The organism is Mesorhizobium sp. M7A.F.Ca.US.008.03.1.1 (genome assembly GCF_003997495.1).
Classification (GTDB): domain Bacteria; phylum Pseudomonadota; class Alphaproteobacteria; order Rhizobiales; family Rhizobiaceae; genus Mesorhizobium.
Map to the genome: position 1 here is coordinate 586,049 of NZ_RZRU01000001.1, position 25,753 is coordinate 611,801.

Genomic DNA, 25,753 nt, shown 5'->3' on the forward strand with positions numbered 1-25,753 from the left:
TCACTGTCTTGGGAGAGGAGGGCTGTCAGGAGCGTGGCTTGGTCTTTTGCGGATCGTAGTGGGCGAAGGCGACGACGCGCGCCGGCAGCCGCTTGGCATGGCCGTCGAGCTTGCCGATTTCGACCTCGGTGCCAATGGCCGAATGAGTGACATCGAGCCTGGCCAGGGCGATGGTCTTATTCAGCACCGGCGAGCGCATGCCCGACGTGACGACGCCGATCTGGGCGCGGCCGACATGCACGCAGTCGCCATGGCCGACGTCGACATTGGCATCGATGTCGAGGCCGACCAGCTTCGTCTGCGGGTGCTCCTTGCGGCGGATCAGCGCCTCGCGCCCGATGAAATCGTCGGTCTTGCTCTTCAGCGGCACGGTGAAGCCGATGCCGGCCTCGAACGGATCGGTCTGGTCGGAGAATTCATAGCCGGCAAAGATCAGCCCGGCTTCGATGCGCACCATGTCCAGCGCCTGCAGCCCCATCGGCTTCAGCCCATGCGGCTGGCCGGCCTCCCAGATGGCGTCGAAGACTTTTTCGGCATCGCGCGGATGGCACCAGATCTCGTAGCCGAGCTCGCCGGTGTAGCCGGTGCGCGAGACGACGACCGGGATGCCGTTGCCGCCACCGATGCGGGCGACGGCGAAGCGGAACCACTCGAGCTCGTCGATCGACGGCTGCAAAGGCGAAGTCCAGATCACTTCTCGCAGGATGTCGCGGCTCTTCGGACCCTGCACGGCGACATTGTGCATCTGGTCGGTGGAGGAACGCACCAGCACGTTGAGACCCAGCTTGGCGGCCGTCTCGCGCAGCCATTCGCCGGACAGATCGTCGCCGCCGACCCAGCGGAAATTGTCCTTGCCGAGCCGCAGCAGCGTGCCGTCGTCGATCATGCCGCCATGCTCGTAGCACATCGCTGAATAGACCACCTGGCCGACGCCAAGTTTCTTGACGTCGCGGGTCAGCGTGTACTGCAGCAGCGCTTCGGAATCCGGGCCGGTGACCTCGAATTTGCGCAGCGGCGACAGGTCCATGATCACCGCGTCCTGCCGGCAGGCCCAGTATTCGGCGATCGGCCCGTCCTTGGCGAAGGAATTGGCGAGCCAATAGCCCTTGTACTCCTGAAAGTTACGGGTTTGCTTGGCAAAGCTCGAATGAAAAGCTGTCTCGCGGGTCATTTTCGGTTCCGAATCGGGCGTCATGCGTCTGGCGATCGCTCGCGAGAATTTGTGCTGGCCGGAATAGGTCCGCACATAGATGTCGGTCGGGTTCCAGCCATTGGCCGGCGTCGTGTCGTCGGGGCAGGCGGAGGAAACGCAGACGATGTCGGTGAGCGCCCTGAGCAGCACATAGTCGCCCGACCGCGACCATGGCTCATCGGACACCATGACGCCATGCGCGTCGATCGCCGTGTTGAAGAAGAAGTTGATCGCCATCCAGCCCGCGCGCGGCGTGACGCCTTTGTCCAACAACGCGCGATTGAAGTTCTCCGAGCAGTTGGTGTGGCCGGGGTAGCCGATGTCGTCATAATATTTGGCCGCGCAGGCGAGCGCGAACGCGTCGTGCCGGCCGCATGTGTCCTGTACCACCTCGACCAGCGGCTCCATGTCCTGGTCATAATATTTGGAATGCAGGCCGGGCATCGGGTAGCTCGCACCCATCAGCGTGCGCGTCGTCGTCACGTCGAGCGGATGATCCAGACCCCTGTCCAGCTTACGCGCCGAAAAGCACTGGAAGTCAGTGCATTGGCGACCGTCGACATCGATGATCTGCAGATAGTCGCCCGCCTTGACGAAATAGGCCTCCGCGGTCGCCGAATGGACGCGCAAATCGAGCACCGGATCGGCCAGCGGATCGGCCAGCTGCGATTTCGCCGCCGGACGGATCGTGGCGCGGCGGACGATGGCGGTCAGCGGCGTCGCTGTGTCATGGCCATCGACCAGCATAGGCCCGCCAGGGGCGGCGATGACCATCGAGCCGTCTCGCGCAATCGTGAAGGCCTGTTCGGTGCCGGCCGGTGTGGCGCCGCCGAAGACGCGCACCGCCTTGGCCTGACCAAGCTGCACCTGCCGGCGCGCGAGCCCGCTCCGTAGGGATGCGAGGCTGTCGTCACTCTCTATGAGCAGCGCCTTGATGCCAGCAGCGTTGCTGTTTGATGCTTCCCCAAAAATGCCGGGATCGGTCGCGCCGGTCCTGTCCCAGGCCAGCAACTCGCAGGCTTGGCCACCCTCGACATTGCGCACGGTGACCGTGTCGCCGGCTTCGATCTCGATGAGCACCGCGCCATTGCCCTGGATCGTATAACGCTCCATGCCCGGCGGCAGCGCGATCTGGCCGGGCCTCAGGATGAGGCTCGGCCGGGGCGGTCCGGCAGCAATTGCGGGGTAGGGCGACTGGCTCATCTCAGCCTTGCGGTTCGAGAAACAAGTTTGCCTGTGTGTGAAATTATTTTAGCTGCAAGAATAGCAGTGCGCGTGCGTTTGGCAAGGCGAAGCGCACTTCTTCCTTCTCCCACATGGGGAGAAGGAAGGGCGCGCACAACGCTACGCGAAATCCTCGGAATGGCTGATCGTAACGCCGTACTCCCCAGCCGAGTCGAGCATCGTATGCCAAAGGCTTTCAGCAAAGGTCGCGAACATCAGGAGGTTGAACGCGGGCAATCCATCCTCCCGGTCGGCGCCGCGCCAGAGCGTGACGCTGGTGTGATCCATCGACGTCGCAGCGGCGGCACCAATCGGAAACGAGGCAGCATGCAGGTCGATCGACGACAGCTTGGCGAGCATGGCGCGCGCCTGGATTCCGGAGACGCTGATCAACGCGCGTGCGTGTGATTGATCCGACAACGAGGCAGACCCGGACAATGCCGGCGCCAGTGTGTCCATCGCGTGCTTGCCGCCCTTCGACAGCACGAAGAACTGATCCGGCCCTGACCAGATCAGCGTGGCGTCCGGAGTTTGCAACGCCTTTGGCGCATCCGGTGGCGCAACGCCGAAGCAGGCCTTGGCCGCTTTCGCCATGTCAGCCGCCTTACCGCGCCGCGCCATCACCTGGACGAGATCGAAGTTGCGGATCTCGGTCAGCGAGACGCCGGCCTCGATACCGCGTGCACCATGCGCACCGGTGACAAGCGCCTTTTCTAGCGGACTGCGAGGAGTCCAGGAAAAATCAACCACGCTGGCGCCCTCCATCCGGGTCGTAGAAGACGGGATTGCAGAGTTCGACGTCATAGTCTTCGCCGCGCAGCGGGTCATGCGCATGGACGATCTCGCCGATGCGTTCGCGCCCGCGTTCGACAAGTGCGAGCCCGATCCACTGATCCAATGTCGGCGAGAAGCAGACCGAGGTGACATAGCCCTGGTCATTGCCGGGGCCGGGCGTCTGCCCCTTCGGGATGATGTGTGCGCCGGAGCGCAGCCGGCGTGCCTTGTCGACCGGTTTGATGCCGACAACGACCTGGCGATCCGGCGCCACCAGCGCCTCGCGTCCGGCCATGACGCGGCCGATATAATCCTTCTTGGTCGACATCATCTTGCCGAGGCCGAGATCGGCCGCCGTCGTCGTGCCGCTCAGTTCCGGTCCGGCGATGTGGCCCTTTTCGACGCGCATGACGCCGAGCGCCTCGGTGCCGTAGGGCGTCACGCCGAATGGCGCTCCGGCCAGCATCAGATTGCGCGCCATGGCATCGCCGAAGCGCGCCGGTACCGAGATCTCGAACGCCATCTCGCCTGAGAATGAGATGCGGAACAGCCGCGCCTTGAGGCCGCCGCGCAGGGCGACTTCGCGTGCGCCCATGAAGGGAAAACCCTCGTTGGAAAGATCCTCGGCCGGGTCGACGATTTCCCTGAGCAGGTCGCGTGTCTTCGGCCCGGCGATCGAGAATTGCGCCCACTGGTCGGAGACGGAAGTGAGCTGCACGTCGAGCTCCGGGAACAGCACCTGGCGGCAGAATTCGAGATGCTGCATCACCAGCCCGGCCTTGGCCGTGGTGGTGGTGAGAAAATAGTGGTCCTCGGCCAGCCGCGACGTCGTGCCGTCGTCATAGACGATGCCGTCCTCGCGCAGCATCAGCCCGTAGCGGGCTTTGTCCACCGCAAGACTGGAGAAGGTGTTGATGTAGACGCGGTCGAGGAAGGCGCCGGCATCGGGGCCGTGCACGTCGATCTTGCCGAGCGTCGAGACATCGCAGAAGCCCACGCCTGAGCGCACAGCCTTGACCTCCCGCGTGACCGATTCCAGCCAGTCCTTCTCGCCGGCGCGGGGGTACCACTGCGCCCGCTTCCACAGGCCGGTGTCGACAAAGATCGCGCCCTGTTCGACGGCCCAGTGATGTGACGGCGTCAGCCGCGTCGCATGGAAAGTCTCGTCGCGGTGATGGCCGGCGAAGGCGCCGATGGCGACCGGCACGTAAGGAGGCCGGTAGATCGTCGTGCCGGTCTCGGGGATCGAACGGCCGCTGACCGCAGCCATGATGGCGAGGCCGGCGACATTCGAGGTCTTGCCCTGGTCGGTGGCCATACCAAGCGTCGTGTAGCGCTTCAGGTGCTCGACCGATTCAAAGCCTTCGCGCTGGGCGAGCTCGATATCGGAAGCGGTGACATCGTGCTGGTAATCGACAAAGGCTTTTCCCTTGCCGGCCACGTGCCAGAGCGGGGCCAGCGAAAAAGCCTCGTCGTCGGCGACAGGTGCGATGCCCGCCTTGTCGTTGTGGCCCGTGTCATGCGCCGCTGTCGCGCCGGCGGCAAATCCCTGGCTCAGGCAGGCGCCGAGCCCGAAATCGCCGTTGGCGGCGCCCACGGCAACCATGCCTGGAGGGGCGCCATCCGGCACGAAGGCGGAGATGTCGTCGCTCCATTTCGGCCGGCCGCGATGGAAGGAGGTCAGCCCGACCGCCGGGTTCCAGCCGCCTGAAACGGCGAGGCCGTCGGCTTCGACCTCGGCGCGCGAGCCGCCGGTGAGCGAGACCGCGATTTTCCTGACGCCATCCTTGCCGCCATCGACGCCGCTGACGGAACCGTGCAGCACCGGGAAGCCGCCCTTGGAGGCCAGCGAACGATGCGCCGGCGATACTTCGGGCCGTGCGTCGATGACCGCCGCGATCTGCAGGCCGGCACCGAGTGCCGTCTCGACCGTGCGCCAGCCATCCTCATTGTTGGTGAACAGCGCGATGCGTTTGGCCGGCGTTGCGGCGTAGCGCGCGACATAGGTGCGCATGGCGGACGCCATCATCACACCGGGCGTGTCGTTGCCGGCGAAAACGATCGGCCGTTCGATGGCGCCGGCCGCGACGACGCAGCGCTTGGCCACGATCCGCCACAGGCGCTGGCGCACCTGGTGCTCGGGCGGCGAGGGCAAATGGTCGCTGACCCGCTCGATCGCGCCATAGGTACCGCCATCATAGACACCGAACAGCGTCGTGCGGGTCGTGATGCGGACATCAGGCATTGCCGCGAGTTCGTCCAACGTCTTCGAAAGCCATGCGGCTGCCGGCAGGCCGTCTATGGTGCCGCCGTCCGACAGCAGACGGCCGCCGAGCGTGAAATCTTCCTCGCACAGGATGACGCGGGCGCCAGAGCGGCCGGCTGCCAATGCCGCGGCCAAACCGGCCGGACCTGAACCGGCGATCAGCACATCGCAATGTGCCCAAGCCTTGTCGTAGTGGTCGGGATCGGCGACGCCGGCGGCGCGTCCGAGGCCGGCAGCGCGGCGGATCGCCGGTTCGTAGATCGCTTCCCAGAATTTCGCCGGCCACATGAAGGTCTTGTAGTAGAAGCCGGCGACGAAGATCGGCGCGAACAGCTGGTTGACTGACATCACGTCATGGCGCAGCGACGGCCAGCGGTTCTGGCTGGCGGCCTCGAGCCCGTCATAGAGTTCGGCCGTCGTCGCCTTGGTGTTCGGCTCGCGCCGTGCGCCGGTGCGCAACTCGACCAGTGCGTTTGGCTCTTCCGAACCTGATGTCAGGATGCCGCGCGGGCGATGGTATTTGAACGAGCGGCCGACCAGCTTGACGCCATTGGCGATCAGCGCCGAGGCGAGCGTGTCGCCCTGGAAGCCGGAGAAAGCCTTGCCGTCGAAACGGAAGTTCAGTGGTGCCGAGCGGTCGACAAGGCCGCCATTGCTCAGCCGATGTGTCTGCGCGCTGGCCATCACGCACCAACCTTGGCGGCGCCGGCACCCGCCGCCGGCTCAACGGCGGAAATCTCGTGCGTCAGCGTGTTGCGGCTGACCTTCAGCCAGGCCCGGCAACCACCGCCATGGTACCAGTATTCGCTGGTCGCGCCGGCGACATTGTCGCGCAGATAGACATAGTCGAAGACCTCGTCTTCCGAGGCGCCGGCCACCGGCCGCACAGGCTTGGCGTCGCCGAGATAGGTGAACTCGCCGAGTTCCCGTTCGCCGCAGAAAGGACAGACAATCCGCATTTTCTTCTAAACCGCCTTCAATGCAGGTTCGGTTGGGCGCCCTGGCCCTTTTCGTCGATCATGGCGCCAGTCCGGAACCGGTCGAGGCGGAACCGTGCCGCCTCCTTGTGGGATTCGTCGCGGGCCAGCAGGTGGGCAAAGACAAAGCCCGAGCCTGGTGTCGCCTTGAAGCCGCCATAGCACCAGCCGGCGTTGATAAAGAGCCCGTCCACCGGCGTCTTGTCGATGATCGGCGAGCCGTCCATCGACATGTCCATGATCCCGCCCCACTGGCGCAGCAGGCGTACGCGGCCGATCATCGGCATCAGCGCCATGCCGCCTTCGCAGACGTCCTCCATCACGGGCATGTTGCCGCGCTGAGCGTAGGAATTGTAGCCGTCTATATCGCCGCCGAAGACCAGCCCGCCCTTGTCGGACTGGCTGACATAGAAATGGCCGGCGCCGAAGGTCATGACACCAGGGATGAGCGGCTTGATCGCCTCGGAGACGAAGGCCTGCAGCACATGGCTTTCGATCGGCAGGCGCAGACCGGCCATCGCCGCGACGCGTGACGAACTGCCGGCGACAGCCATGCCGACCTTGCCGGCGCCGATCTTGCCGCGGGATGTCTCGACGCCGGTCACCTTGCCATTGGCGTCTCTGACAAAACCGGTGACTTCGCAGTTCTGGATGATGTCGACACCGAGCGCGCTTGCCGCATGCGCGTAGCCCCAGACCACCGCATCGTGACGCGCCGTGCCGCCGCGCCGCTGCAACAGCCCGCCTTGCACGGGGAAGCGTGCGTTGTCGAAGTTCAAGAACGGGATCATCTTCCTGACCGCGGCGAGGTCGAGCAGTTCGGCATCGATGCCATTGATGCGCATGGTGTTGCCGCGCCGCGCATAGGCGTCGCGCTGTGCGTCGGAGTGGTAGAGGTTGATGACGCCGCGCTGGCTGACCATCGTGTTGTAGTTGAGATCCTGCTCCATCCTTTCCCACAGCTTCATCGACAGTTCGTAGAAGCCAGTGTTGCCGGGCAGGCCGTAATTGGAGCGGATGATGGTGGTGTTGCGGCCAGCATTGCCGGAGCCGATCCAGCCCTTTTCGAGCACGGCGACATTCTTGATGCCGTACTCGCTGGCCAGGAACCATGCGGTGGCCAGGCCGTGGCCGCCGCCGCCGATGATCACCACGTCGTAGCGGTCCTTCGGCGTGGCATCGCGCCAGGTGCGTTGCCAGTTCTTGTGGCCGGACAGGGCGGCGCGGGCGAGCGAGAAGATAGAATATTTCATCAGTTCATTCCGAGGTCGCTCGCACCGCTGGGTCCACTAGATGTCCAGCGTGTGGTCGCGCTCCCATTGCGTGAAGTGCGAAGCATAGGAATTCCATTCCTGGTGCTTCAGCTTTAGGTAGGCCGACGAGAATTCCTCACCCAGCGCCGCCTTGAGCGATTTGTCCTTGTCGAACTCGCGCAAGGCGTCGAGCAGGTTGAGCGGCAGCTTCGGTGCGCCCTTCACCGTATGGCCGTGCTGGTACATGTCGATGTCGTAGCGCTTGCCGGGATCGGCCTTCGAGCGGATGCCGTCGAGGCCGGCCGCGATGATGACCGCCTGCAGGAGGTACGGGTTGGCAGCACCATCCGGCAGGCGAAGCTCGAAGCGGCCGGGGCCGGGCACGCGCACCATGTGGGTGCGGTTGTTGCCGGTCCAGGTCACCGTGTTCGGCGCCCAGGTCGCGCCCGAAATGGTGCGCGGCGCGTTGATGCGCTTGTAGGAGTTGACCGTCGGGTTGGTGATCGCGGCCAGTGCGGAGGCATGCTTCATGATGCCACCGAGGAAATTCCGGCCCTTGGCCGACAGGCCGAGCTCCATCGCATTGTCGGCGAAGACGTTGGTCTTGCCGGCCTTGTCCCAGACCGAGATATGGGCATGGCAGCCATTGCCGGTCAGGCCCTGGAAGGGCTTGGGCATGAAGGTCGCGCGCAGGCCGTGCTTTTCCGCGATCGACTTGACCATGAACTTGAAGAACGAGTGCTTGTCGGCGGTGGCCAGCGCGTCGTCGAAGGCCCAGTTCATCTCGAACTGGCCGTTGGCGTCCTCGTGGTCGTTCTGGTAGGCGCCCCAGCCGAGCGCCAGCATATGGTCGCAGATTTCGGCGATGACGTCGTAGCGCCGCATCACCGCCTGCTGGTCGTAGCAGGGCTTTGAGGCCGTGTCGTACTCGTCGGAAATCGTCTTGCCGTCCGGCGAGATCAGGAAGAACTCGGCCTCGACGCCGGTCTTGACGTGCATGCCGTCGCTGGCGGCTTCCGCGATCAGCCGCTTCAGCGTGTTGCGCGGCGCCTGGTCGACCTCCTTGTCGTCCATGATGCAGTTGGCGGCGACCCAGGCCACTTCCGGCTTCCACGGCAGCTGGATCACCGAAGCCGGATCCGGCACCGCCAGCATGTCGGGATGTGCCGGCGTCAGATCCAGCCAGGTGGCGAACCCGGCAAAGCCGGCGCCGTCCTTCTGCATGTCTGATATCGCCTGTGCCGGCACCAACTTGGCACGCTGACCACTGAACAGGTCAGTGTAGGAAATCATGAAATATTTGACGTTTTTCGCCCTTGCGAATTCTGCAAGATCAACTGTCACGGAAGTTCCCCATTTTTTGTCGATTGTGGCCCCAGAGCGTGTGGTTTCGGCCCTTCGTTGATCAGAAGCCGTTCTTCCCCGGTATCCAGTTGGTGCCGGCCAGCGGTACGCCGGCCATGGCGGCTGCCTCGATCGTCAGCGCGACGAGGTCCTCGGGTTCGAGATTGTGCAGGCTGTTCTTGCCGCACGCGCGGGCGATCGTTTGTGCCTCAAGCGTCATCACCTTGAGGTAGTTCGCCAGCCGGCGTCCGGCGGCCACCGGGTCGACCCGCTTCATCAATTCGGGGTCCTGCGTGGTGATACCCGCGGGGTCGCGGCCCTCGTGCCAGTCGTCATAGGCGCCGGCCGTGGTGCCGAGCTCGTTATACTCCGCCTCCCAGCGGGGATCGTTGTCGCCGAGCGCGACAAGGGCAGCCGTGCCGATCGAGACGGCGTCGACGCCGAGCGCCAGCGCCTTGGCGACATCGGCGCCGTTGCGGATGCCGCCGGAGACGATCAGCTGCACCTTGCGGTGCATGCCGAGGTCCTGCAGCGCCTGCACCGCCGGCCTGATGCAGGCAAGCGTCGGCATGCCGACGTTTTCGATGAACACTTCCTGGGTCGCCGCGGTGCCCCCCTGCATGCCGTCGACGACGACGACATCGGCGCCAGCCTTAACGGCAAGCGCGGTGTCATAATAGGGGCGGGCGCCGCCGACCTTGACGTAGATCGGCTTTTCCCAGTCGGTAATTTCGCGCAGTTCGAGGATCTTGATCTCGAGATCGTCGGGTCCGGTCCAGTCCGGATGACGCGAGGCCGAGCGCTGGTCGATGCCTTTCGGCAGCGTGCGCATTTCGGCGACGCGGTCGGAGATCTTCTGGCCAAGCAGCATGCCGCCGCCACCTGGTTTGGCGCCCTGGCCGACGACGACTTCGATCGCATCGGCCCGGCGCAAATCGCGCGGGTTCATGCCGTAGCGCGACGGCAGATATTGATAGACCAGCTGCTTGGAGTGGCCGCGCTCCTCCTCGGTCATGCCGCCGTCGCCCGTCGTGGTCGAGGTGCCCGACAGGGTCGCACCACGGCCGAGCGCTTCCTTGGCGGGGCCTGACAGTGAGCCGAAGCTCATGCCGGCGATGGTGATCGGGATCTTCAGTTCGATCGGCTTCTTGGCATGGCGAGAGCCCAGCACCACGCTGGTGTCGCAGCGCTCGCGATAGCCTTCGAGCGGGTACCGCGATATCGAGGCGCCGAGGAACAACAGGTCGTCGAAATGCGGCAGCTTTCGCTTGGCGCCAGCGCCACGGATGTCATAGATGCCGGTCGCTGCGGCGCGGCGGATTTCGGAAAGCGTGTAGTCGTCGAAGGTCGCGGATTTGCGCGGCGTCGTCGGCGGGTTGCGATAGGTCATGCTGCCTCAATACGCGTCGGCGTTGTCGATATTGAAATTATAGAGGGTGCGCGCCGAGCCATAGCGCTTGAACTCCGACGGCTTGACACCGGTGACGCCGGCGCGGTCGAGCAGGCCTTGCAGCAACTCCAGATGCTCGGGCCGCATCTCCTTGGCGATGCAGTCGGCGCCGAGGCTGTCGACCTTGCCGCGCACGAACAGACGCGCCTCGTAGATGGAATCGCCCAGTGCGTCGCCGGCATCGCCCAGCACCACCAGATTGCCGGATTGCGCCATGAAGGCCGACATGTGACCGATATTGCCGTGGACGACGATGTCGATGCCCTTCATCGAGATGCCGCAGCGCGACGAGGCGTTGCCTTCGATGACCAGCAGGCCGCCCTTGCCGGTGGCGCCGGCATACTGGCTGGCGTCGCCTTTGATGGTGATCGAGCCCGACATCATGTTCTCGCCGACGCCGGGGCCTGCCGAGCCATGCACGGTAATGGTGCTGCCGGAATTCATGCCGCCGCAGTAATAGCCGACGCTGCCCCGCACATCGATGGCAACAGGCTGGTCGACGCCGACGGCGACCGAATGACTGCCTTTCGGGTTCAGCACTTCCCATGCCGTTTCGTTCGAGCCGGGAGCCAGATTGTGCAGCGCCTGGTTGAGCTCGCGCAGTGACAGCTGGTCGAGATCGAAGACCCGAGGGTCGTGCGCCGCAGTCTTTGAGAGCGTGGTTGCCGGCATGAATTCAATGCTCCCAGAAATAGACGGTTGCGGGTTCGGGTTCCCAGACCCTCGCATTGTCTATGCCAGGCAGCTTGGTCAGCGCGCGATACTCCGAGCCGAAGGCGACATACTGGTCGGTTTCGGCCATGACGGCGGGCTTGCAGGCGATCGGGTCGCGCACCACGCCAAAACCGTTCTTGGTGCCGACGACGAAGGTGAAGAAGCCATCAAGATCGGAGAGCGTGCCTTCCAGCGCCTCGCCGAGATTCTTGCCATGCGCCATCTGCGACGAGAGATAGGCGGCGGCCACTTCAGTGTCGTTCTCGGTCTCGAAGGTCATGCCTTCGCGGATCAGCTCGCGGCGGACATTGTTGTGGTTGGACAGCGAGCCATTGTGCACCAGGCACTGGTCGGCGCCGGTGGAGAACGGATGCGCGCCCATCGTCGTCACCGCCGATTCGGTCGCCATGCGGGTGTGGCCGATGCCATGCGTGCCGGTCATCTTGCGGACGTCGAAGCGATCGACGACCGCCTCGGGCAGGCCGACTTCCTTGTAGATCTCGACCACGTCACCGGCGCCCATGATGCGGATGTCGGGACGCAGCGTCTGGATGGTCTCGCGCGCTTCATCGATCTTGGCGGGCGTGGTCCTGACGACTGCATGGGTGGACTTCACCGCGATCGTCACCGGCGTGCCGATGGCCTTGGCGAGCTCCGCCTCGAGGCCGCGGAAATCACGGTCGGGCTTGGCCGACTGGATGGTGATCTTGGCCTCATTTTTGGAGGGCGCGCCATAGATGGCGATGCCGGCGCTGTCGGGACCGCGATCACTGAGCGAGATCAGCATCTGCGACAGCATCGCACCAAGCTGGGGTTCCAGCGACTTGTCCTTCAAAAACAGTCCGACAATTCCACACATGTCAGCCTCCCGGTGTTTGTAGCGGAGAGATCGTTTGTAGCTAAGAGATGATGTATCGAATGAGTCCCATAAATTCAATCATATGAAAAAAATATTCCTCTAGTTACGTATGCGGCCCAATGCCGCTCTGCGCACTGTCGCCGTCTCGCCCGGCATTGTGAACCCATTTGGCGGTGCGAATGCGCGCAATCTTGTAGGCGTCGAGGATCGACAAGGCATAGATGAGAAACCCGCCGGCATGACGGCCGACGAAACTGGTATCCGGCGGCGCGATCTTGGCCGTCACCCATGCCAGGATCACCATGAAGAAGAGGAACTGGAGGCCGCGCACCGGCACGCCCAGAATGACGTGCCCGCTTGCCGGCAGGGCGATTGCGGCGCCGAGAACCAGATAGGGGCTGGTGGGTGCAGTGGCGGAACTGGTCATGCGGCCTGCCGTTCGCTTTTGTTGATCGCGTCGCGCAGCGCCGACGCCGACACCAGCAGCCTTTCGATCAGCGCGGGATCGAGCGTGGCGTCGCCGAATTCGGCCTGCCGGAACACGCCATAGCGCGCCCGTTCGGCCTCCGCCAGCAGCCAGACGATACGTATACCCTTGGGCATGATCAGCAGTTCCTTGGCGCGCCCCTCGGAAAAGATCCCGATATGGCTAGCGATGAGGCCTTGCGGAAAGCGCGCCGCCCTGCGGTCGGTGCGCAGCACCGCCTCGGCTGGAAATCCCGGAGCCTTGGGCAGCGTATGCTCAAGGTGATCGAAATTGGAGAAAGTCGTCGGCGAGCCCGGCCGCATCATCATGTCGAACGTCGTCGGAACCGCGACCTCTTCGATGATCGAGACACTGAGCCAGCGCGCCGGCAGTTTCCGCGTCGCCAGCGTATCGACGATGGTGCGTACCTGGACACGTTTGCTGTTCCAGGACCCTTCCCAAGTCATGACGCCGGCGGTGCCATCCGAAACATCGGCAGCGTCGGCGATGACTGTGCGGATGCGGCCTTGCTCGACGGCGAGTGCCGTCGATGCCCTGCTGCGGCTGGCACGCGCCTGCCAGGCAAGGTGGAGAACGACAGCCAGGACAATGGCCCCGGCCAGCAGTGCTGATGTCACCTCGGACATTTTCTCATGCCAGGCCCGCCCGGGATGCGGACGGGCCTACTCCCATCAATAACCCTGCGGCTTTGGCCACGGCATGGTGAACTGGTCGCCGCGCCGCACGAATTTGTAGCGATAGAAATGGAACCACAGCGAGATCAGGAAGTAGAAGGCGACCATGGCGATCAGCTGCGAGCCGAAGCCGAGGAAGATGGCGAAGAACGTCACCACGCACAGGCAGAACAGCACGATGGCCGGGATCGGATGGAAGGGGTGCGTGTAGCCGCGCCGGATCGAGCCGAGCGGCCACTTCTTGCGGAACATGATGATGTTGATGCTCATGAACGTGTATTGCAGCACCCCCGACAGGATCGAGAAGGTGATCGCCTGGTTGAGGTCGGCGATGAAGGCGAAGGCCAGCGCGATCGGCAGCAGGAACAGGATCGAGCGATAGGGGGTGCGATATTTCGGATGCACGGCCGAGAACCATGTCGGCAGATAGCGGTCACGGCCTAGCGAGAACCAGGCGCGCGCCGCATCGTTGATGCAGCCATTGGCCGACGCCAGCGCGGCAAGCAGCGTGGCGACGAACAGCAGGTTCTCGAGCAACGGGCTGCCGGTCAGCTTGCCCGCGTCCCACAGCGGATAATAGGTGATGCCCAGATACTCCCACGGCATCATCGAGGCGCAGACATACCAGGTCATGGCGGCTGCGATCAAAAGCGTGATCATGCCGGCCATGGTGCCGTAAGGCAGCGAGCGGGCGGGCGAGCGCACTTCCTCGGCGGCCTGGGTGGTGCCCTCGATGCCGAGATAGTACCAGATGCCGAACTGGAAGGCGGCGATGACGCCGATCCAGCCATAGGGCAGCGCATTGCCGGGCGTGACCAGTTCGTTCAGCTTCAGCACCGCGCCTTGCGTCCACGGGCTGACCGAAAAGAACAGGATGACGATCGAGATATAGGCGATTGCGGTGATGACGAAGTTGACGTTGAGCGTCATCAGCACGCCGCGATAGTTCAGCCAAGCCAGCACGACGATGGTGGCGGCGATGAAGGAATTGTGGGTGAGCCCTTCGACCCCCGCCTTGGCGACGATGGTGTCGCCGAGCAGGATGGCGTCGGACACTTCGAGCATGGTGTAGGCAAAGACCAGGAACAGCGCGACGTTGAACGCCATCAGCGGTCCGACGATGTGCTTTGCCTGCGCATACTGGCCGCCGGCGGCGGCGACGGTCGATGTCACCTCTGAATCGATCATCGCGACCGAGGTGTAGAGCAATCCGACGACCCAGCAGACGATCAGCGCGGCAAGCGCACCACCCTTGTCCGCCGAGAAATTCCAGCCGGTGAATTCGCCGACCAGAACGATGCCGACGCCGAGCGCCCAGACATGGGCCGGGCCGAGGACGCGGAGCAGGGAAACCCTGTCGCCTTGCACTGCCGGTTCAACCGCGATCGTCATTGTTCATCCTCACTCAGATCCGGTGTTTTTCGGAAGTGGCTTCCAGCTCGCCTTCGCGCGAGGAGGTCAGCACCTCTTCGGAGAAGGTCGTGTCGACCTTGAACCAGTCGTAGAGCATCCACAAAGCGAGCACGATCGAGATGCCCCAGCATGCGTAAGAGAGTGCCACCCACATGATCGTGTCCCCCGAATTAAATCGTCCCCAGAACTCTTACTTGTCGTCGAATTTTTCGTTGATGACGTCGCGATATTCGCGGTCCGATGCGCGAAACAGGAAGACGAAATAACCGATCAGCACCGCCGCCATGATGATCAGCGTCGGCCAGTCGATGACATAGTGGAAGCGGTTCTGGATGATGTCGTGCGCAGTCTCGGGCGTGTAGCCGAGCTTTTCCCAGATCGAGGCCATGGTCGGGTTCTGGCCGAGCGCTTCCCACGTCTTGGCGTCGAGCGCGTCGATGGATTTCGCCGCACCAGCGAGGCCCAGCTTGAGCGGCAGCCACAGCGCCACGAAAATGGCGACGACGACGACGGCGATGTCGAAAACCTGCCCGGCTTTGCTCTGCTCCGGTGGCGTATAGCGGGACATCTCTTCTACCCCTCAGGACTTGCGGTTGCGGAATGCGTCGGCGTTCTTGATGTCGAGCCCGTAGATGAATTCCTTGTCTTCCTTGTAGTGCTTGACCATCGCCAAGATGGCGGCCGTATTGAAGATCAGCACGGCGGCGGCGGCGATAGCCACCACGGCCTTGATGCCGCCGTGCGGGATGTAGGGCCATGTCATCAGGAGGACGAAGAGGATCGTCGCCCACAGGCAGACGATCAGGAGCGCGGATCCGCGCACGTCGGAACGGTACAGCGCTTCGATGCGCTGATGCATGTCTGACATCGGTTTTCCCCTTTTTTCCAGCGCTCGACCCCGAATTGGCCGTCCACTGCCCTCTTTCAACAGAGTGAAATTTTTTTCATAAATTCAGTCCGAATCCCGCAATTGTCAAGCGCCATTTACGCGAGGTTAACTGTTTGCTTGGCGCAACGGATTTTGCCTGACAATGAAATTAATTGCTTATGGGTATTGCGGCGCCCTGGCGTTTGCGATCAATATTCGGCCAAAGCTCCCGCCGCTGCGCAGGGGGCAGGGAACAGCAGAGCACTATCGAAACGGAGGACGAGCGGATGACGGCATCCTGGAGATTTTCGACCCTGGCGGATCGCCACCGAGCGCTCGGTTCGAAGCTCGAAGACTGGAGCGGCATGGGAACCGCCTGGACCTACGACAAAGATGCGGACGAGGAGTACATCGCCATCCGCACCAAGGCTGGCCTGATGGACGTCTCCGGCCTCAAGAAAGTCCACATCACCGGGCCGCATGCCTCACATCTCATCGATCTCGCCACCACCCGCGACGTCGAAAAGATCTACCCCGGCAAGTCGGCCTATGCCTGCATGCTGAACGAGGCGGGAAAATTCACCGATGATTGCATCCTCTACCGCACCGGGCCGAACGCCTGGATGGTCGTGCATGGTTCGGGCACCGGCCATGAGGAGTTGCAGCGTGCTTCGGTAGGGCGCGACGTGTCGCTGCGCTTCGACGACAATCTGCACGATCTGTCGCTGCAGGGGCCGACAGCTGTCGACTATCTGGCCAAGCACGTGCCGGGCATCCGCGACCTCAACTATTTCCATCACATGCAGACGCAGCTGTTCGGCTTGCCCGTGATGATCTCACGCACCGGCTATACCGGCGAGCGCGGCTACGAGATCTTCTGCCGCGGCCAGGATGCCGGCACGATCTGGGACAGGATCCTCGACGAGGGCAAGAGCGCCGGTATCATTCCGTGCCGCTTCACCACGCTCGACATGCTGCGCGTCGAAAGTTATCTGCTCTTCTATCCCTACGACAACTCCCAAAAGTATCCGTTCGACAATGAAGGCCCAGGCGACACGCTTTGGGAACTTGGCCTCGACTTCACCGTCAGCCCCGGCAAGACCGGCTTTCGCGGCGCCGAGGAGCACTATCGCCTGAAAGGCAAGGAACGCTTCAAGATCTATGGCGTGCTGCTCGACGGCAAGGAGCCGGCCGATGAGGGAGCGCCGGTCTACCGCGACGGCAAAAAGGTGGGCGTGGTGACCTGCGCCATGTATTCGCCGCTGGTCGAGAAATCGATGGGCATCGCCCGCCTCGACGTCGACTGCGCGGTCAAGGAGACCAAGCTCGAAATCCGCAACAAGAGCGGCGCCATCAAGGCCACCGCCCAGCCATTGCCATTCGACGATCCCAAGAAGACCAAGCGCACGGCGAAAGGTTGAGGCATAGTCGACGGCGAGAGGTTCGAGGCACGAAGAGCAGATGGCAGTCAAAAGCATCATCAGCCGGCCCGTTTACGGAACCCTGTCTCCGCAGCCCGGCAAGCACCATCTTTTCATCGCGGATGCAGAAGGGGCGCTGGCAATAGCGGAGATGGCCCGGAGGGCGCCGCCCGGGTTTTTCGACGACGCCGAAATCGTCTTCATTCCTGGGCCTGACGGCAAACATGTCGCCGCCCTCGAAGCGCTGAAACCGGAGCAGTTTCATCAGGCGCCGTCCTTCGCCAGCCTGCTGCCACGGCTCAGGCAGACACTGGCCAATGCGCATATGGGCTTGCGCCTCTACCTCGCTGGCACCGAGGGTCTGATCGGCCAGGCGATGCAGGTGGCACTAGAAGCCGGCATCGACCACACTTCGATGCAGACCGAGCACCGCGGCTCGCTGGCGCGGCGCATGCAATGCGTGCACTGCAAGGGCATCACCGAGAATGTGACGACGCAACCGGCGACCTGCGCGCATTGCGGCCTGCTGCTTCTGGTGCGCGATCACTATTCCAGGCGCATCGCCGCCTTCCAGGGCGTCTGCATCAATGCGGAAGATCGCTCGGAGGTCCCTCCGATGGAGGAGATTTTCCGATGAGCACCGGAACAACAAAACTCGATGTAGTCGTCAGCGATGTCGTCCCGGTCAACGACCTCGTCACCCGCTTCCATTTCCGCCGGCGCGACGGCGAGCTTTTACCGACATTTTCCGGCGGCGCCCATGTCGTGGTCGAGATGCGCGACGGCGAGCGCACCCGGCTCAATCCCTATTCGCTGATGGGCTCGCCGCTCGACACGCGCGAATACACGATCTCGGTGCGCCGCGACGACGTCGGCCGTGGCGGCTCGCTGTTCATGCACCGGAACGTCAAGCCCGGCATGGAGATGGTGGTCAGCTATCCCGTCAATCTGTTCTCGCTCGACCTGCGCGCCAAAAAACATCTGATGCTGGCCGGCGGCATCGGCATCACGCCGTTCATGGCGCAGACCGCGCAACTGGCGGCGGAAGGCGGCAATTTCGAACTGCACTACACCTGCCGCACCGCATCGCTCGGCACCTATGCCGATGTGCTGCGCGAGCGTTACGACCGTCGGGTCAGGCTCTATCATGACGACCTTGACGAGCGCATCGAACTCGACCGGTTGCTGTCGACGCAGCCGCTCGGCACGCATCTCTATGTCTGCGGCCCGGCGGGTATGATCAACTGGGTGCGCGATCGCGCGGCCAGCCTTGGCTGGCCGGCGGAAACCGTGCATTTCGAGCATTTCGCGGCACCCCAGCCCGGGCTGCCGTTCGATGTGACGCTCGCCGTCAGCGGCAAGTCGATCAGGGTCGATGAGCAGCAGAGCCTGCTGGAGGCAATCGAGGCGGCCGGCGTCGATCCGCCCTATCTCTGCCGCGGCGGTGTCTGCGGCCAGTGCGAGACCAACGTCATCTCTTGCGACGGCAAGTTCATCCACAACGACCACTGGCTGAGTGAGGAAGAGCACCGTTCGGGCAAGAAGATCATGCCGTGCGTGTCGCGCTTCGAAGGCCGGTCGCTGGTCCTGGAGCGCTAGGAGAAAATCATGGGCATCACCTTTCGCAAGGAAACGTTCCGCGACGACTTCACCTTCAGGAACAGCCCGGAGCACATAAGGCGCTTTCCGTTCCCGTTCCACGAAGACGCCTACATGTATGCGGTCAACATCGAGCCGCATGTCGTCGGACCGAAGGGCAGCGTGCTGGAAAACCTGATCGACGTCGACGAGCACTATGTCGCCGAGATGCAGGACCGGGCGCTGGTGCTGGCCGAGGACCCGCTGCGCTGCCAGTCGCTGCCGCACATGACGCTGGCCGGCTGGGACCTGCTCGAACTGCTGATGGAGCAGCAGGCGCTGGGTTATCCCGAGCATTTCACGCTCACCCGCGACGGCGATCGCTGGCGCTGGATCAATCGCCCGCTCGGCATCGACGACACCTTTACCTTCGGCGACACCTCGACGCTGCCTTACGGACCGATGGAATACATCACCCGGCAGAGTCAGGGCGATTTCTGCATCCTCGACCAGCGCGACGGCAATCTATGGATGGATGCCGGCATGGTCACCACCCAGGCCGACTGGTCGCTCGATTTCGACATCGGCATGAACTTCTTCGAATGGCACGCGCCGGTGCCGCTGGCGCATGAGAAGGGAATTTTCGTCAGGGCGCTGAAATTCCTCACCAACATCCAGCAAGGCAAGCCGGCGCGGCGCCTGAACTGGACGATGACCATCAATCCGCGCCTCGACACCAGCCCCGAAAACTACCACAAATGGGGACCGGACCGGGCGACGGTGACGCCGGAGAATGTCGGCGACAAGGTGCATCTGCGGGTCGAGCTGCAGAGCTTCTGGCGGCTGCCGCGCTCCAACGGCATCGTCTTCCCGATCCGCTGCTATCTGATCAAGATGGACGAGCTGGTGACGCAGCCGAAATGGGCCCGGCGCCTGCATCGGGTGATCCGCGATTTGCCGGAGGAGTTGGCGACTTACAAAGGCTTGACGCGGTTTCGTCCGACGTTGGTCGAGTGGCTGTCGAAACTGGATGACGGGAGTGTGACGAGTTCGGGGTTTGGGCCGGATTGAATAGCTTATGTTGGGGCTGCCCCTGAAGCAGCCAATCTCCCCCAAGAGGGGGAGATGCCCGGCAGGGCAGAGGGGGCGCCGTGGAGCGCCGGCCTTGCCCAATGTCCACCCCAGCGCTTCCGCGAAGCTCACGACGCGTCGCCCAGCCCGGCCATAATCACGACGTGCTGGCAGACATTGTCGATATCGCGAATGACATCGTCATTCCAGAAGCGCAGGACCGTCCAGCCCAGCGCTTCAAACTTGGCGGTTCTTGCAGTGTCCGATTCCGATGTTTCGGCCTGGCCATGCTGGGAACCATCAAGCTCGACGATCAGCTTTTTGTCCGGGCATGCAAAATCGACGACATGGCCGGCGATAGGCATCTGACGCCGAAACCCCAGTCCCATCAGCCTGTGTGCTCTGATCTCATTCCAAAGCTTGAGTTCGGCATCGGTCATCACCTTGCGCATCCTGCGCGCATTGTTGCGGTTATTGGCGGATACTAGATTATGCGTCATCGCGGTTCGCCCCCCTCTGTCCTGCCGGACATCTCCCCCTTCAAGGGGGGAGATCGAATGTCACTTCGGCTTTCGCCAATCGCCAGTGCTGCAAAAGAGGAGGCCGTCGCGAAGCCGTCGATCTCCCTCAGGAGGAGACCAAGGGGAGATCGACCTTCTGTTCACCCCGCGCTCTGCGGATAGCAGATGATCGACAGATAGCGCATCGGCAGTTTCGTCAGCTGTTCCGGCCCGTGCGGTGCGTCGGCATCGAAGAACAGGCTGTCGCCTGGCTTCATCGGGTAGAGGTTGCTGCCGTGCCGGTATACGACCTCGCCTTCGAGCATGTAGAGGAACTCCATGCCCTCATGCTGGAAGGTCGGAAACACATCGGAATCCTCGGTCAGCGTGATCAGGTAGGGCTCGACGACGACGCCGCTGGTGTTGGAGCCGATATGGCCAAGCAGATTGTACTGATGGCCGGCGCGGGTGCCGCGGCGCTCGACATCGAGGCCTTGGCCGGCCTTGACGAAGACGGCGCTGCGCTCTTCCTCGAAGCGGCGGAAGAAGGCGGTGACCGGAACGCCCAGCGCCCGCGACAGCGCCTGCAAGGTGGTCAGCGATGGCGAGGTGATACCGTTCTCTATCTTCGACAGCATACCCAGCGAAATGTCGGTGGCGACCGCCAGGTCGGCAACGGTGATGCCGAGCTTCTTGCGGAAGGCCCGCACCTCGCGGCCGATCGCCACCTCCAGCACTTTTTCGCGGGTGTCGCGAATGGCATGCGGGTTCTGCGTCAGCGGCGCGCGGATGGTCTTGCCGTCGGCCGAGACCTTAGGCAGCGGCTTGGCCGTTGCACCGGCGAGACCAGCCTTGGATTCGGAAACCTTCTTCGCCATGTCGCCCCCGGCACTCCTGCGGATTTATTTCACTCTAGGTGAACATGTCAGGTGCCGATACAGGAGCGCAACTGCGACGGCAAGTCGCCTGAAAGCGCATGCGCACGATCCGGCGTTTGGCCGCGTACGCTTTTTCTCAGGAAATCCACTGCGCGGAACCCAGTTTCAGCACCGGACTGTTGACAGCGCGAAAGGGCCAATTACTGTCCCTGTGAGTGAAATTTGTTTCGTAAGAGCAATTCCAGGAAAAGTGTGAAACGGTTTTCGTCCGGGATTGCGTCAACACAAAGTCGAATTCAGATCGGGAGGCCTGCCATGAAAAGTCGCGTTGCCGTCATCGGAGCCGGCCCGTCCGGCCTGGCACAGCTCAGGGCCTTCAAGTCGGCGGCCGACAAGGGCGCCGACATTCCCGAGATCGTCTGCTTCGAAAAGCAGTCGGACTGGGGCGGCCTGTGGAACTACACCTGGCGCACTGGCCTCGACGAGCATGGCGATCCGGTGCACGGCTCGATGTACCGCTACCTCTGGTCGAACGGACCGAAGGAATGCCTGGAATTCGCCGACTACACCTTCGAGGAGCATTTCGGCCGGCCGATCGGCTCCTACCCGCCGCGCGCCGTGCTGTGGGACTACATCAAGGGGCGCGTCGAAAAATCCGGCCTGCGCGAACGGGTGCGGTTCAACAGTCCGGTGCGCATGGTGACGTTTTCCGACGAGACGAAGAAATTCACCGTCACCGCGCATGACCGCACCAATGACGTCACCTATTCCGAAGAGTTCGACAACGTCGTTGTCGCTTCCGGCCATTTCTCGGTGCCCAACGTGCCCTATTTCGAAGGTTTTTCGACCTTCAACGGCCGCATCCTGCACAGCCATGATTTCCGCGACGCGATGGAATTCAAGGGCAAGGACATCCTGATCATCGGCCGCTCCTATTCGGCCGAGGATATCGGCTCGCAGTGCTACAAATACGGCGCCAAATCGATCACCTCCAGCTACCGCTCGAAGCCGATGGGCTTCAAATGGCCTGAGAATTGGAAAGAGGTGCCGCTGCTGCAGAAGGTCGTCGGCAAGACCGCGCATTTCAAGGACGGTACCACCAAGGATGTCGACGCCATCATCCTGTGCACCGGCTATCTGCATTCCTTCCCCTTCCTCACCGACGATTTGAAGCTCAAGACCGCCAACCGCATGTGGCCGCTCGACCTCTATGAAGGCGTCGTCTGGGAGAAGAACCCGCAGCTCTCCTATATCGGCATGCAGGACCAGTTCTACACCTTCAACATGTTCGACGCGCAGGCCTGGTTCGCCCGCGACGTCATCATGGGTCGCATCAAGCTGCCTTCGGCCGAGGCGATGGCGGAGCACGGCGCGAAATGGCGCGCACGCGAGGAAACGCTCGAAGACGCCGAGCAGATGATCTGGTTCCAGGGCGACTACACCAAGGAATTGATGGACCAGACCGACTATCCCGGCTTCGACGTCGAAGCGGTCAACCAGACCTTCATGGAGTGGGAGCACCACAAGGCGGAGAACATCATGGGCTTCCGCGACCACGCCTACCGCTCGCTGATGACCGGCACCATGGCGCCACTGCATCACACGCCGTGGCTGCAGGCGCTGGACGATTCGATGGAAAGCTATCTCGAGGTGAAGGGCGTCGCGGCGGAATAGGGCGGTGCGCCTGGCTACCCGAGCCTCGCCCTGGCCTTCGCCGTCCAGGCGCTGAACAGCCGGTCGGCGACGATGCCGATGAAGGCAATGGCGAGGCCGGCGACGATGCCGCGGCCGGAATCGGCCTTGGACAGCGCGATGAACACTTCCTGGCCGAGATCGCGCGTGCCGACCATGGCGCAGATGATGATCATCGCCAGCGCCATCAGGATCGTCTGGTTGACGCCAAGCATGATCTCCGGCAGCGCCAGCGGCAATTGAACGCGAAAGAAGGTCTGGCGCGGCGTGCAGCCCGAAACCTTGGCCGCCTCGATCAGTGCCGGCGGCACCTGCCTGATGCCGTGATTGGTGTAGCGGATCGCCGGCACCACGGCGAAGGCGATCGTTGCGATCATCGCTGTGACATCGCCGACCCGAAACAGCATCACCACCGGAATGATGAAGCAGAAGGAAGGCAGCACCTGCAGCGTGTCGATGATAGGTGTGACGATCTTCTCGAAGCGGTCGCTGCGCGAAGCCATCAGCCCGATGGGGATGCCGATCAGGCAGGCAATGAAGGCTGAGATGCCGCAGAGATAGACGGTCGCCATGGTCTTTTCCCACAGGCCGGTGACGGCGCAGAAGGCGGTCAGCGCCGCGACAAGGACGGCCAGCCGCAGGCCGGAGAGCTGATAGCCGGCAAGGCCGAGCAGGAACACCGCGCCCAGCCACGGAAAGCCCTCGCAAAAGGCGCGCAGCGGGTTCAGCACGTTCAGGATCAGCGCCACGCGGAACGCTTCGATCGTGTCGAAGAAGTTGATCGTCACCCAATTCACCGCCGCCTTCCACAGCGGTGCGGTGGTGAAGGTGATCGCTTTCGGCACCGCTGCGAAGGCCGGCACGAACAGGCCGAGCAGCGTCGTCACGACGAGAATAGCGATGGCCAGCGTCAGGTTGGGGTAGCGCCGCCAGAGGCTCGGGCTGATCTCCTGATGAACATGGCCCTTTGCCTGTTTGTGCGCGATGGCCTGGCTCAGCCGGTCGAGCGCGATGGCCAGCGCCACGATGGCAAGGCCGGCTTCCATCGCCTCGCCGACCTTCAGCGCGCGGAGTGCCAGAAGCACGTCGTAGCCGAGGCCGCCGGCGCCGATCATCGAGGCGATGATGACCATGTTCAGCGCCAGCATGATGACCTGGTTGACGCCGACCATCAGCGTCGGCCGTGCCGAGGGCAAAAGCACTCGCCACAGTTTCTGCCGCGCCGTGCAGCCGGCCATCTCGCTGAAATCGTCGATCTCTGACGGCACCCGCGACAGCCCCAGCATCGTCGCCCGCACCATCGGCGGCGTGGCGAAGATGGCGGTCGCGATCATCGCCGACACCGGGCTGTTGCCGAACAGCAGCAGCATCGGAATGAGATAGGCGAAGGTCGGGATCGTCTGCATCAGGTCAAGGGCAGGGGAGACGATGAGCCTTTCCGCCCATGGCTTGCGCCATGCCCAGATGCCGGCGAACAGCCCGGTGACGATGCAGAACGGCACCGCGATGGAGATCAGCGCAAGCGTCAGCATGGCACTGGTCCATTGGCCGAACAGGGCGATGTAGAGGAAGCAGCCGCCGACCAGCAGGCTGAGCTTTCTGCCGCCAACGGCATGTCCGGCAAGGAATGCGGCGGCGCAGACGCCGACCCAGGATAGGCGCGGCAGGACATAGGCGTCAGCGCCGTGGCCGATCTTGAAATTCTTGGCCAGCAGATTGAGCGCGAAATCGAGGGGAACGCCGAGTACCGCGGTGATCGAGCGGGTCAGCCACGACAGGTTCGACTTGATCCAGCGCATCAGCGCGCTGACCCAGTCGGCGACCGGCACGACGGCGCTGGCCGGATAGTTGACGGCCCAGGGCAGGCGGTCCTGCAGCAGGAAGACGACAAGCACGGCGGCAAGCGCTGCCGCCCAGACCAGCAGCCAGACCTGAATCGGCCGCGACCTTGCGTCGCTGGCGCTTGCCGTCACTGTCATGCGCCGGCTCTTGAACGATCGATGCCGGCCAGCAGATCGATCACCGCTTGCGGTGTCACCTCGCCGATCGGCTTGCCGGTGCCGTTGACCACCGCGAACGGCTTGTTGGCCGAAACGATGCTGGCGGAAAAGCTCGATATCTTGGCCTCGGCCGCCACCGTTCCGCCATGCTCCGAGCCGTCGCAGGCGCGCATCAGGCTGCGTGCCGAGATCACCTTGGCGCGGTCGACGTCGCGGGTGAACTCGGCGACATAGTCGGTCGCCGGATTGACCACAAGCTCCTCCGGCGTGCCGATTTGGATGACCTCGCCATCCTTCATGATGGCGATGCGGTCGGCCAGCCGGATGGCCTCGTCGAAATCATGGGTGATGAAGACGATGGTCTTGTGCAGCATGGTCTGCAGCCGCATCAGCTCGTCCTGCATTTCGCGGCGGATCAGCGGATCGAGCGCCGAGAACGGCTCGTCGAGGAACCAGATTTCCGGTTTGGTTGCCAGGCTGCGGGCGATGCCGACGCGCTGCTGTTGGCCGCCGGACAGCTCGCGAGGATAGAAATGCTCGCGCCCCCTCAAGCCGACAAGCTCGATGACCTCGCGCGCCCGCGCTTCGCGCGTCGGCCGGTCCTGCCCCTGGATGCTGAGCGGGAAGGCGATGTTCTCCAGCACGTTGAGATGCGGCAAGAGCGCAAAATTCTGGAACACCATGCCCATGCGGTGCCGCCGCAATTCGATGAGTGCCGCATCGGAGATTTTCAGGAGGTCATTACCTTCGAATTCGACCTTGCCGTGGCTCGGTTCGACCAGCCTGGACATGCAGCGCACCAGCGTCGATTTGCCGGAGCCCGACAGGCCCATGATGATAAAAATCTCGCCCTGGCGGATTTCGAGATCGACCGCGCGCACCGCGCCGACCAGCCCGGCAGCAGTGACGTCGGCCATGCTGGCCTTGCCGTCGCGTTCGCGGATGAAGCTGGCGGCATTCGATCCGAACAGCTTCCAGACATTGCGGCAGGCAAGCTTTACCGGACGGACATCGTGCGGCGTGCCCGCCCCAATGGACCCCTGTTCAGTCTTGTCCGTCATTCAAACGTCCTTCTGGAACATCAACGAGTGAGGCCCGGCTGATCGAGCAGCCGGGTC

General features: G+C 63.3%; 24 protein-coding genes. 5 read left to right on the forward strand and 19 right to left on the reverse strand.

The features are described from left to right. Positions 1–25: 25 nt before the first annotated feature. The 15 genes from EOA16_RS02675 to EOA16_RS02745 all read right to left on the reverse strand — a co-directional run bounded on the left by EOA16_RS02675 (position 26) and on the right by EOA16_RS02745 (position 15,495). Complete coding sequence (locus EOA16_RS02675) at positions 26–2,395, reverse strand: aminomethyltransferase family protein (protein ID WP_127255227.1); 2,370 nt, start codon at positions 2,393–2,395, stop codon at positions 26–28. Between the two features lie 141 nt (positions 2,396–2,536). Continuing rightward, positions 2,537–3,166 carry a sarcosine oxidase subunit gamma family protein gene (locus EOA16_RS02680; RefSeq protein ID WP_127255341.1) on the reverse strand — a complete coding sequence of 210 codons (630 nt, stop codon included), beginning with the start codon at positions 3,164–3,166 and terminating at the stop codon, positions 2,537–2,539. After that, a complete protein-coding gene (locus EOA16_RS02685; RefSeq protein WP_127255229.1) occupies positions 3,159–6,140 on the reverse strand; it encodes a sarcosine oxidase subunit alpha in 2,982 nt (993 codons plus the stop codon). Before EOA16_RS02685 ends, EOA16_RS02680 begins: the two co-directional genes overlap by 8 nt. Continuing rightward, the gene (locus EOA16_RS02690) at positions 6,140–6,415 is read right to left on the reverse strand and encodes a sarcosine oxidase subunit delta (RefSeq protein ID WP_127255231.1); all 276 of its coding nucleotides are present in this window, start codon (positions 6,413–6,415) and stop codon (positions 6,140–6,142) included. Before EOA16_RS02690 ends, EOA16_RS02685 begins: the two co-directional genes overlap by 1 nt. 17 nt (positions 6,416–6,432) lie before the next feature. After that, positions 6,433–7,686 carry a sarcosine oxidase subunit beta family protein gene (locus tag EOA16_RS02695; RefSeq protein ID WP_127255233.1) on the reverse strand — a complete coding sequence of 418 codons (1,254 nt, stop codon included), beginning with the start codon at positions 7,684–7,686 and terminating at the stop codon, positions 6,433–6,435. A 36-nt stretch (positions 7,687–7,722) separates the two neighbouring features. Continuing rightward, positions 7,723–9,030: a type III glutamate--ammonia ligase gene (gene glnT, locus EOA16_RS02700; protein WP_127255235.1), complete on the reverse strand. Its 1,308-nt coding sequence runs from the start codon at positions 9,028–9,030 to the stop codon at positions 7,723–7,725. A 61-nt stretch (positions 9,031–9,091) separates the two neighbouring features. Beyond that, a complete protein-coding gene (locus EOA16_RS02705; protein WP_127255237.1) occupies positions 9,092–10,420 on the reverse strand; it encodes an FMN-binding glutamate synthase family protein in 1,329 nt (442 codons plus the stop codon). 6 nt (positions 10,421–10,426) lie between these two features. Further along, entirely contained in the window at positions 10,427–11,152 is a 726-nt protein-coding gene (locus tag EOA16_RS02710) for a GXGXG domain-containing protein (RefSeq protein WP_127255239.1), read from the reverse strand. 4 nt (positions 11,153–11,156) lie between these two features. Next, entirely contained in the window at positions 11,157–12,053 is an 897-nt protein-coding gene (locus EOA16_RS02715; RefSeq protein WP_127255241.1) for a glutamine amidotransferase family protein, read from the reverse strand. A 103-nt stretch (positions 12,054–12,156) separates the two neighbouring features. Beyond that, positions 12,157–12,480, reverse strand: coding sequence for a hypothetical protein (locus EOA16_RS02720; protein WP_127255243.1), 324 nt, complete (start codon positions 12,478–12,480; stop codon positions 12,157–12,159). Continuing rightward, a complete protein-coding gene (locus EOA16_RS02725) occupies positions 12,477–13,166 on the reverse strand; it encodes a hypothetical protein (protein WP_164754070.1) in 690 nt (229 codons plus the stop codon). The genes EOA16_RS02720 and EOA16_RS02725 overlap by 4 nt, the downstream gene beginning before the upstream one ends. Before the next feature lie 45 nt (positions 13,167–13,211). Continuing rightward, positions 13,212–14,606, reverse strand: a complete 1,395-nt coding sequence (locus EOA16_RS02730; protein ID WP_127255245.1) for an amino acid permease — start codon at positions 14,604–14,606, stop codon at positions 13,212–13,214. A gap of 13 nt (positions 14,607–14,619) precedes the next feature. Then, the gene (locus EOA16_RS02735; RefSeq protein WP_013532900.1) at positions 14,620–14,781 is read right to left on the reverse strand and encodes a hypothetical protein; all 162 of its coding nucleotides are present in this window, start codon (positions 14,779–14,781) and stop codon (positions 14,620–14,622) included. A 36-nt stretch (positions 14,782–14,817) separates the two neighbouring features. Beyond that, positions 14,818–15,195 (reverse strand): hypothetical protein, encoded by a 378-nt coding sequence (locus EOA16_RS02740; protein ID WP_013532899.1) that lies wholly within the window; start codon positions 15,193–15,195, stop codon positions 14,818–14,820. Between the two features lie 12 nt (positions 15,196–15,207). Beyond that, on the reverse strand, positions 15,208–15,495 hold the full coding sequence (locus EOA16_RS02745; protein ID WP_127255247.1) for a hypothetical protein: 288 nt from the start codon (positions 15,493–15,495) through the stop codon (positions 15,208–15,210). A gap of 287 nt (positions 15,496–15,782) precedes the next feature. On the opposite strand from EOA16_RS02745, the gene EOA16_RS02750 reads away from it, so the two are divergent. From EOA16_RS02750 to EOA16_RS02765, 4 genes are read left to right on the forward strand one after another with little or no spacing between them, the layout of a single operon-like run. After that, on the forward strand, positions 15,783–16,916 hold the full coding sequence (locus EOA16_RS02750; protein ID WP_127255249.1) for an aminomethyltransferase family protein: 1,134 nt from the start codon (positions 15,783–15,785) through the stop codon (positions 16,914–16,916). Between the two features lie 40 nt (positions 16,917–16,956). Further along, positions 16,957–17,553 carry a dimethylamine monooxygenase subunit DmmA family protein gene (locus EOA16_RS02755; RefSeq protein ID WP_127255251.1) on the forward strand — a complete coding sequence of 199 codons (597 nt, stop codon included), beginning with the start codon at positions 16,957–16,959 and terminating at the stop codon, positions 17,551–17,553. After that, entirely contained in the window at positions 17,550–18,515 is a 966-nt protein-coding gene (locus EOA16_RS02760) for a PDR/VanB family oxidoreductase (RefSeq protein WP_127255253.1), read from the forward strand. Before EOA16_RS02755 ends, EOA16_RS02760 begins: the two co-directional genes overlap by 4 nt. A gap of 9 nt (positions 18,516–18,524) precedes the next feature. Continuing rightward, positions 18,525–19,565 (forward strand): DUF3445 domain-containing protein, encoded by a 1,041-nt coding sequence (locus EOA16_RS02765; protein ID WP_127255255.1) that lies wholly within the window; start codon positions 18,525–18,527, stop codon positions 19,563–19,565. Between the two features lie 128 nt (positions 19,566–19,693). On the opposite strand, the gene EOA16_RS02770 is transcribed toward EOA16_RS02765, so the two are convergent. Continuing rightward, positions 19,694–20,065, reverse strand: a complete 372-nt coding sequence (locus tag EOA16_RS02770; protein WP_127255257.1) for an endonuclease domain-containing protein — start codon at positions 20,063–20,065, stop codon at positions 19,694–19,696. A 161-nt stretch (positions 20,066–20,226) separates the two neighbouring features. Continuing rightward, positions 20,227–20,943, reverse strand: a complete 717-nt coding sequence (locus tag EOA16_RS02775) for an XRE family transcriptional regulator (protein ID WP_127255259.1) — start codon at positions 20,941–20,943, stop codon at positions 20,227–20,229. Positions 20,944–21,258: 315 nt separating this feature from the next. Here EOA16_RS02775 and EOA16_RS02780 point away from each other — a divergent pair, with 315 nt between their 5' ends. Continuing rightward, on the forward strand, positions 21,259–22,617 hold the full coding sequence (locus EOA16_RS02780; protein WP_127255261.1) for an NAD(P)/FAD-dependent oxidoreductase: 1,359 nt from the start codon (positions 21,259–21,261) through the stop codon (positions 22,615–22,617). 14 nt (positions 22,618–22,631) lie between these two features. On the opposite strand, the gene EOA16_RS02785 is transcribed toward EOA16_RS02780, so the two are convergent. Continuing rightward, entirely contained in the window at positions 22,632–24,614 is a 1,983-nt protein-coding gene (locus tag EOA16_RS02785; RefSeq protein ID WP_127255263.1) for an ABC transporter permease subunit, read from the reverse strand. Continuing rightward, positions 24,611–25,696, reverse strand: a complete 1,086-nt coding sequence (locus EOA16_RS02790; RefSeq protein ID WP_127255264.1) for a glycine betaine/L-proline ABC transporter ATP-binding protein — start codon at positions 25,694–25,696, stop codon at positions 24,611–24,613. The genes EOA16_RS02785 and EOA16_RS02790 overlap by 4 nt, the downstream gene beginning before the upstream one ends. Between the last annotated feature and the right edge of the window lie 57 nt (positions 25,697–25,753).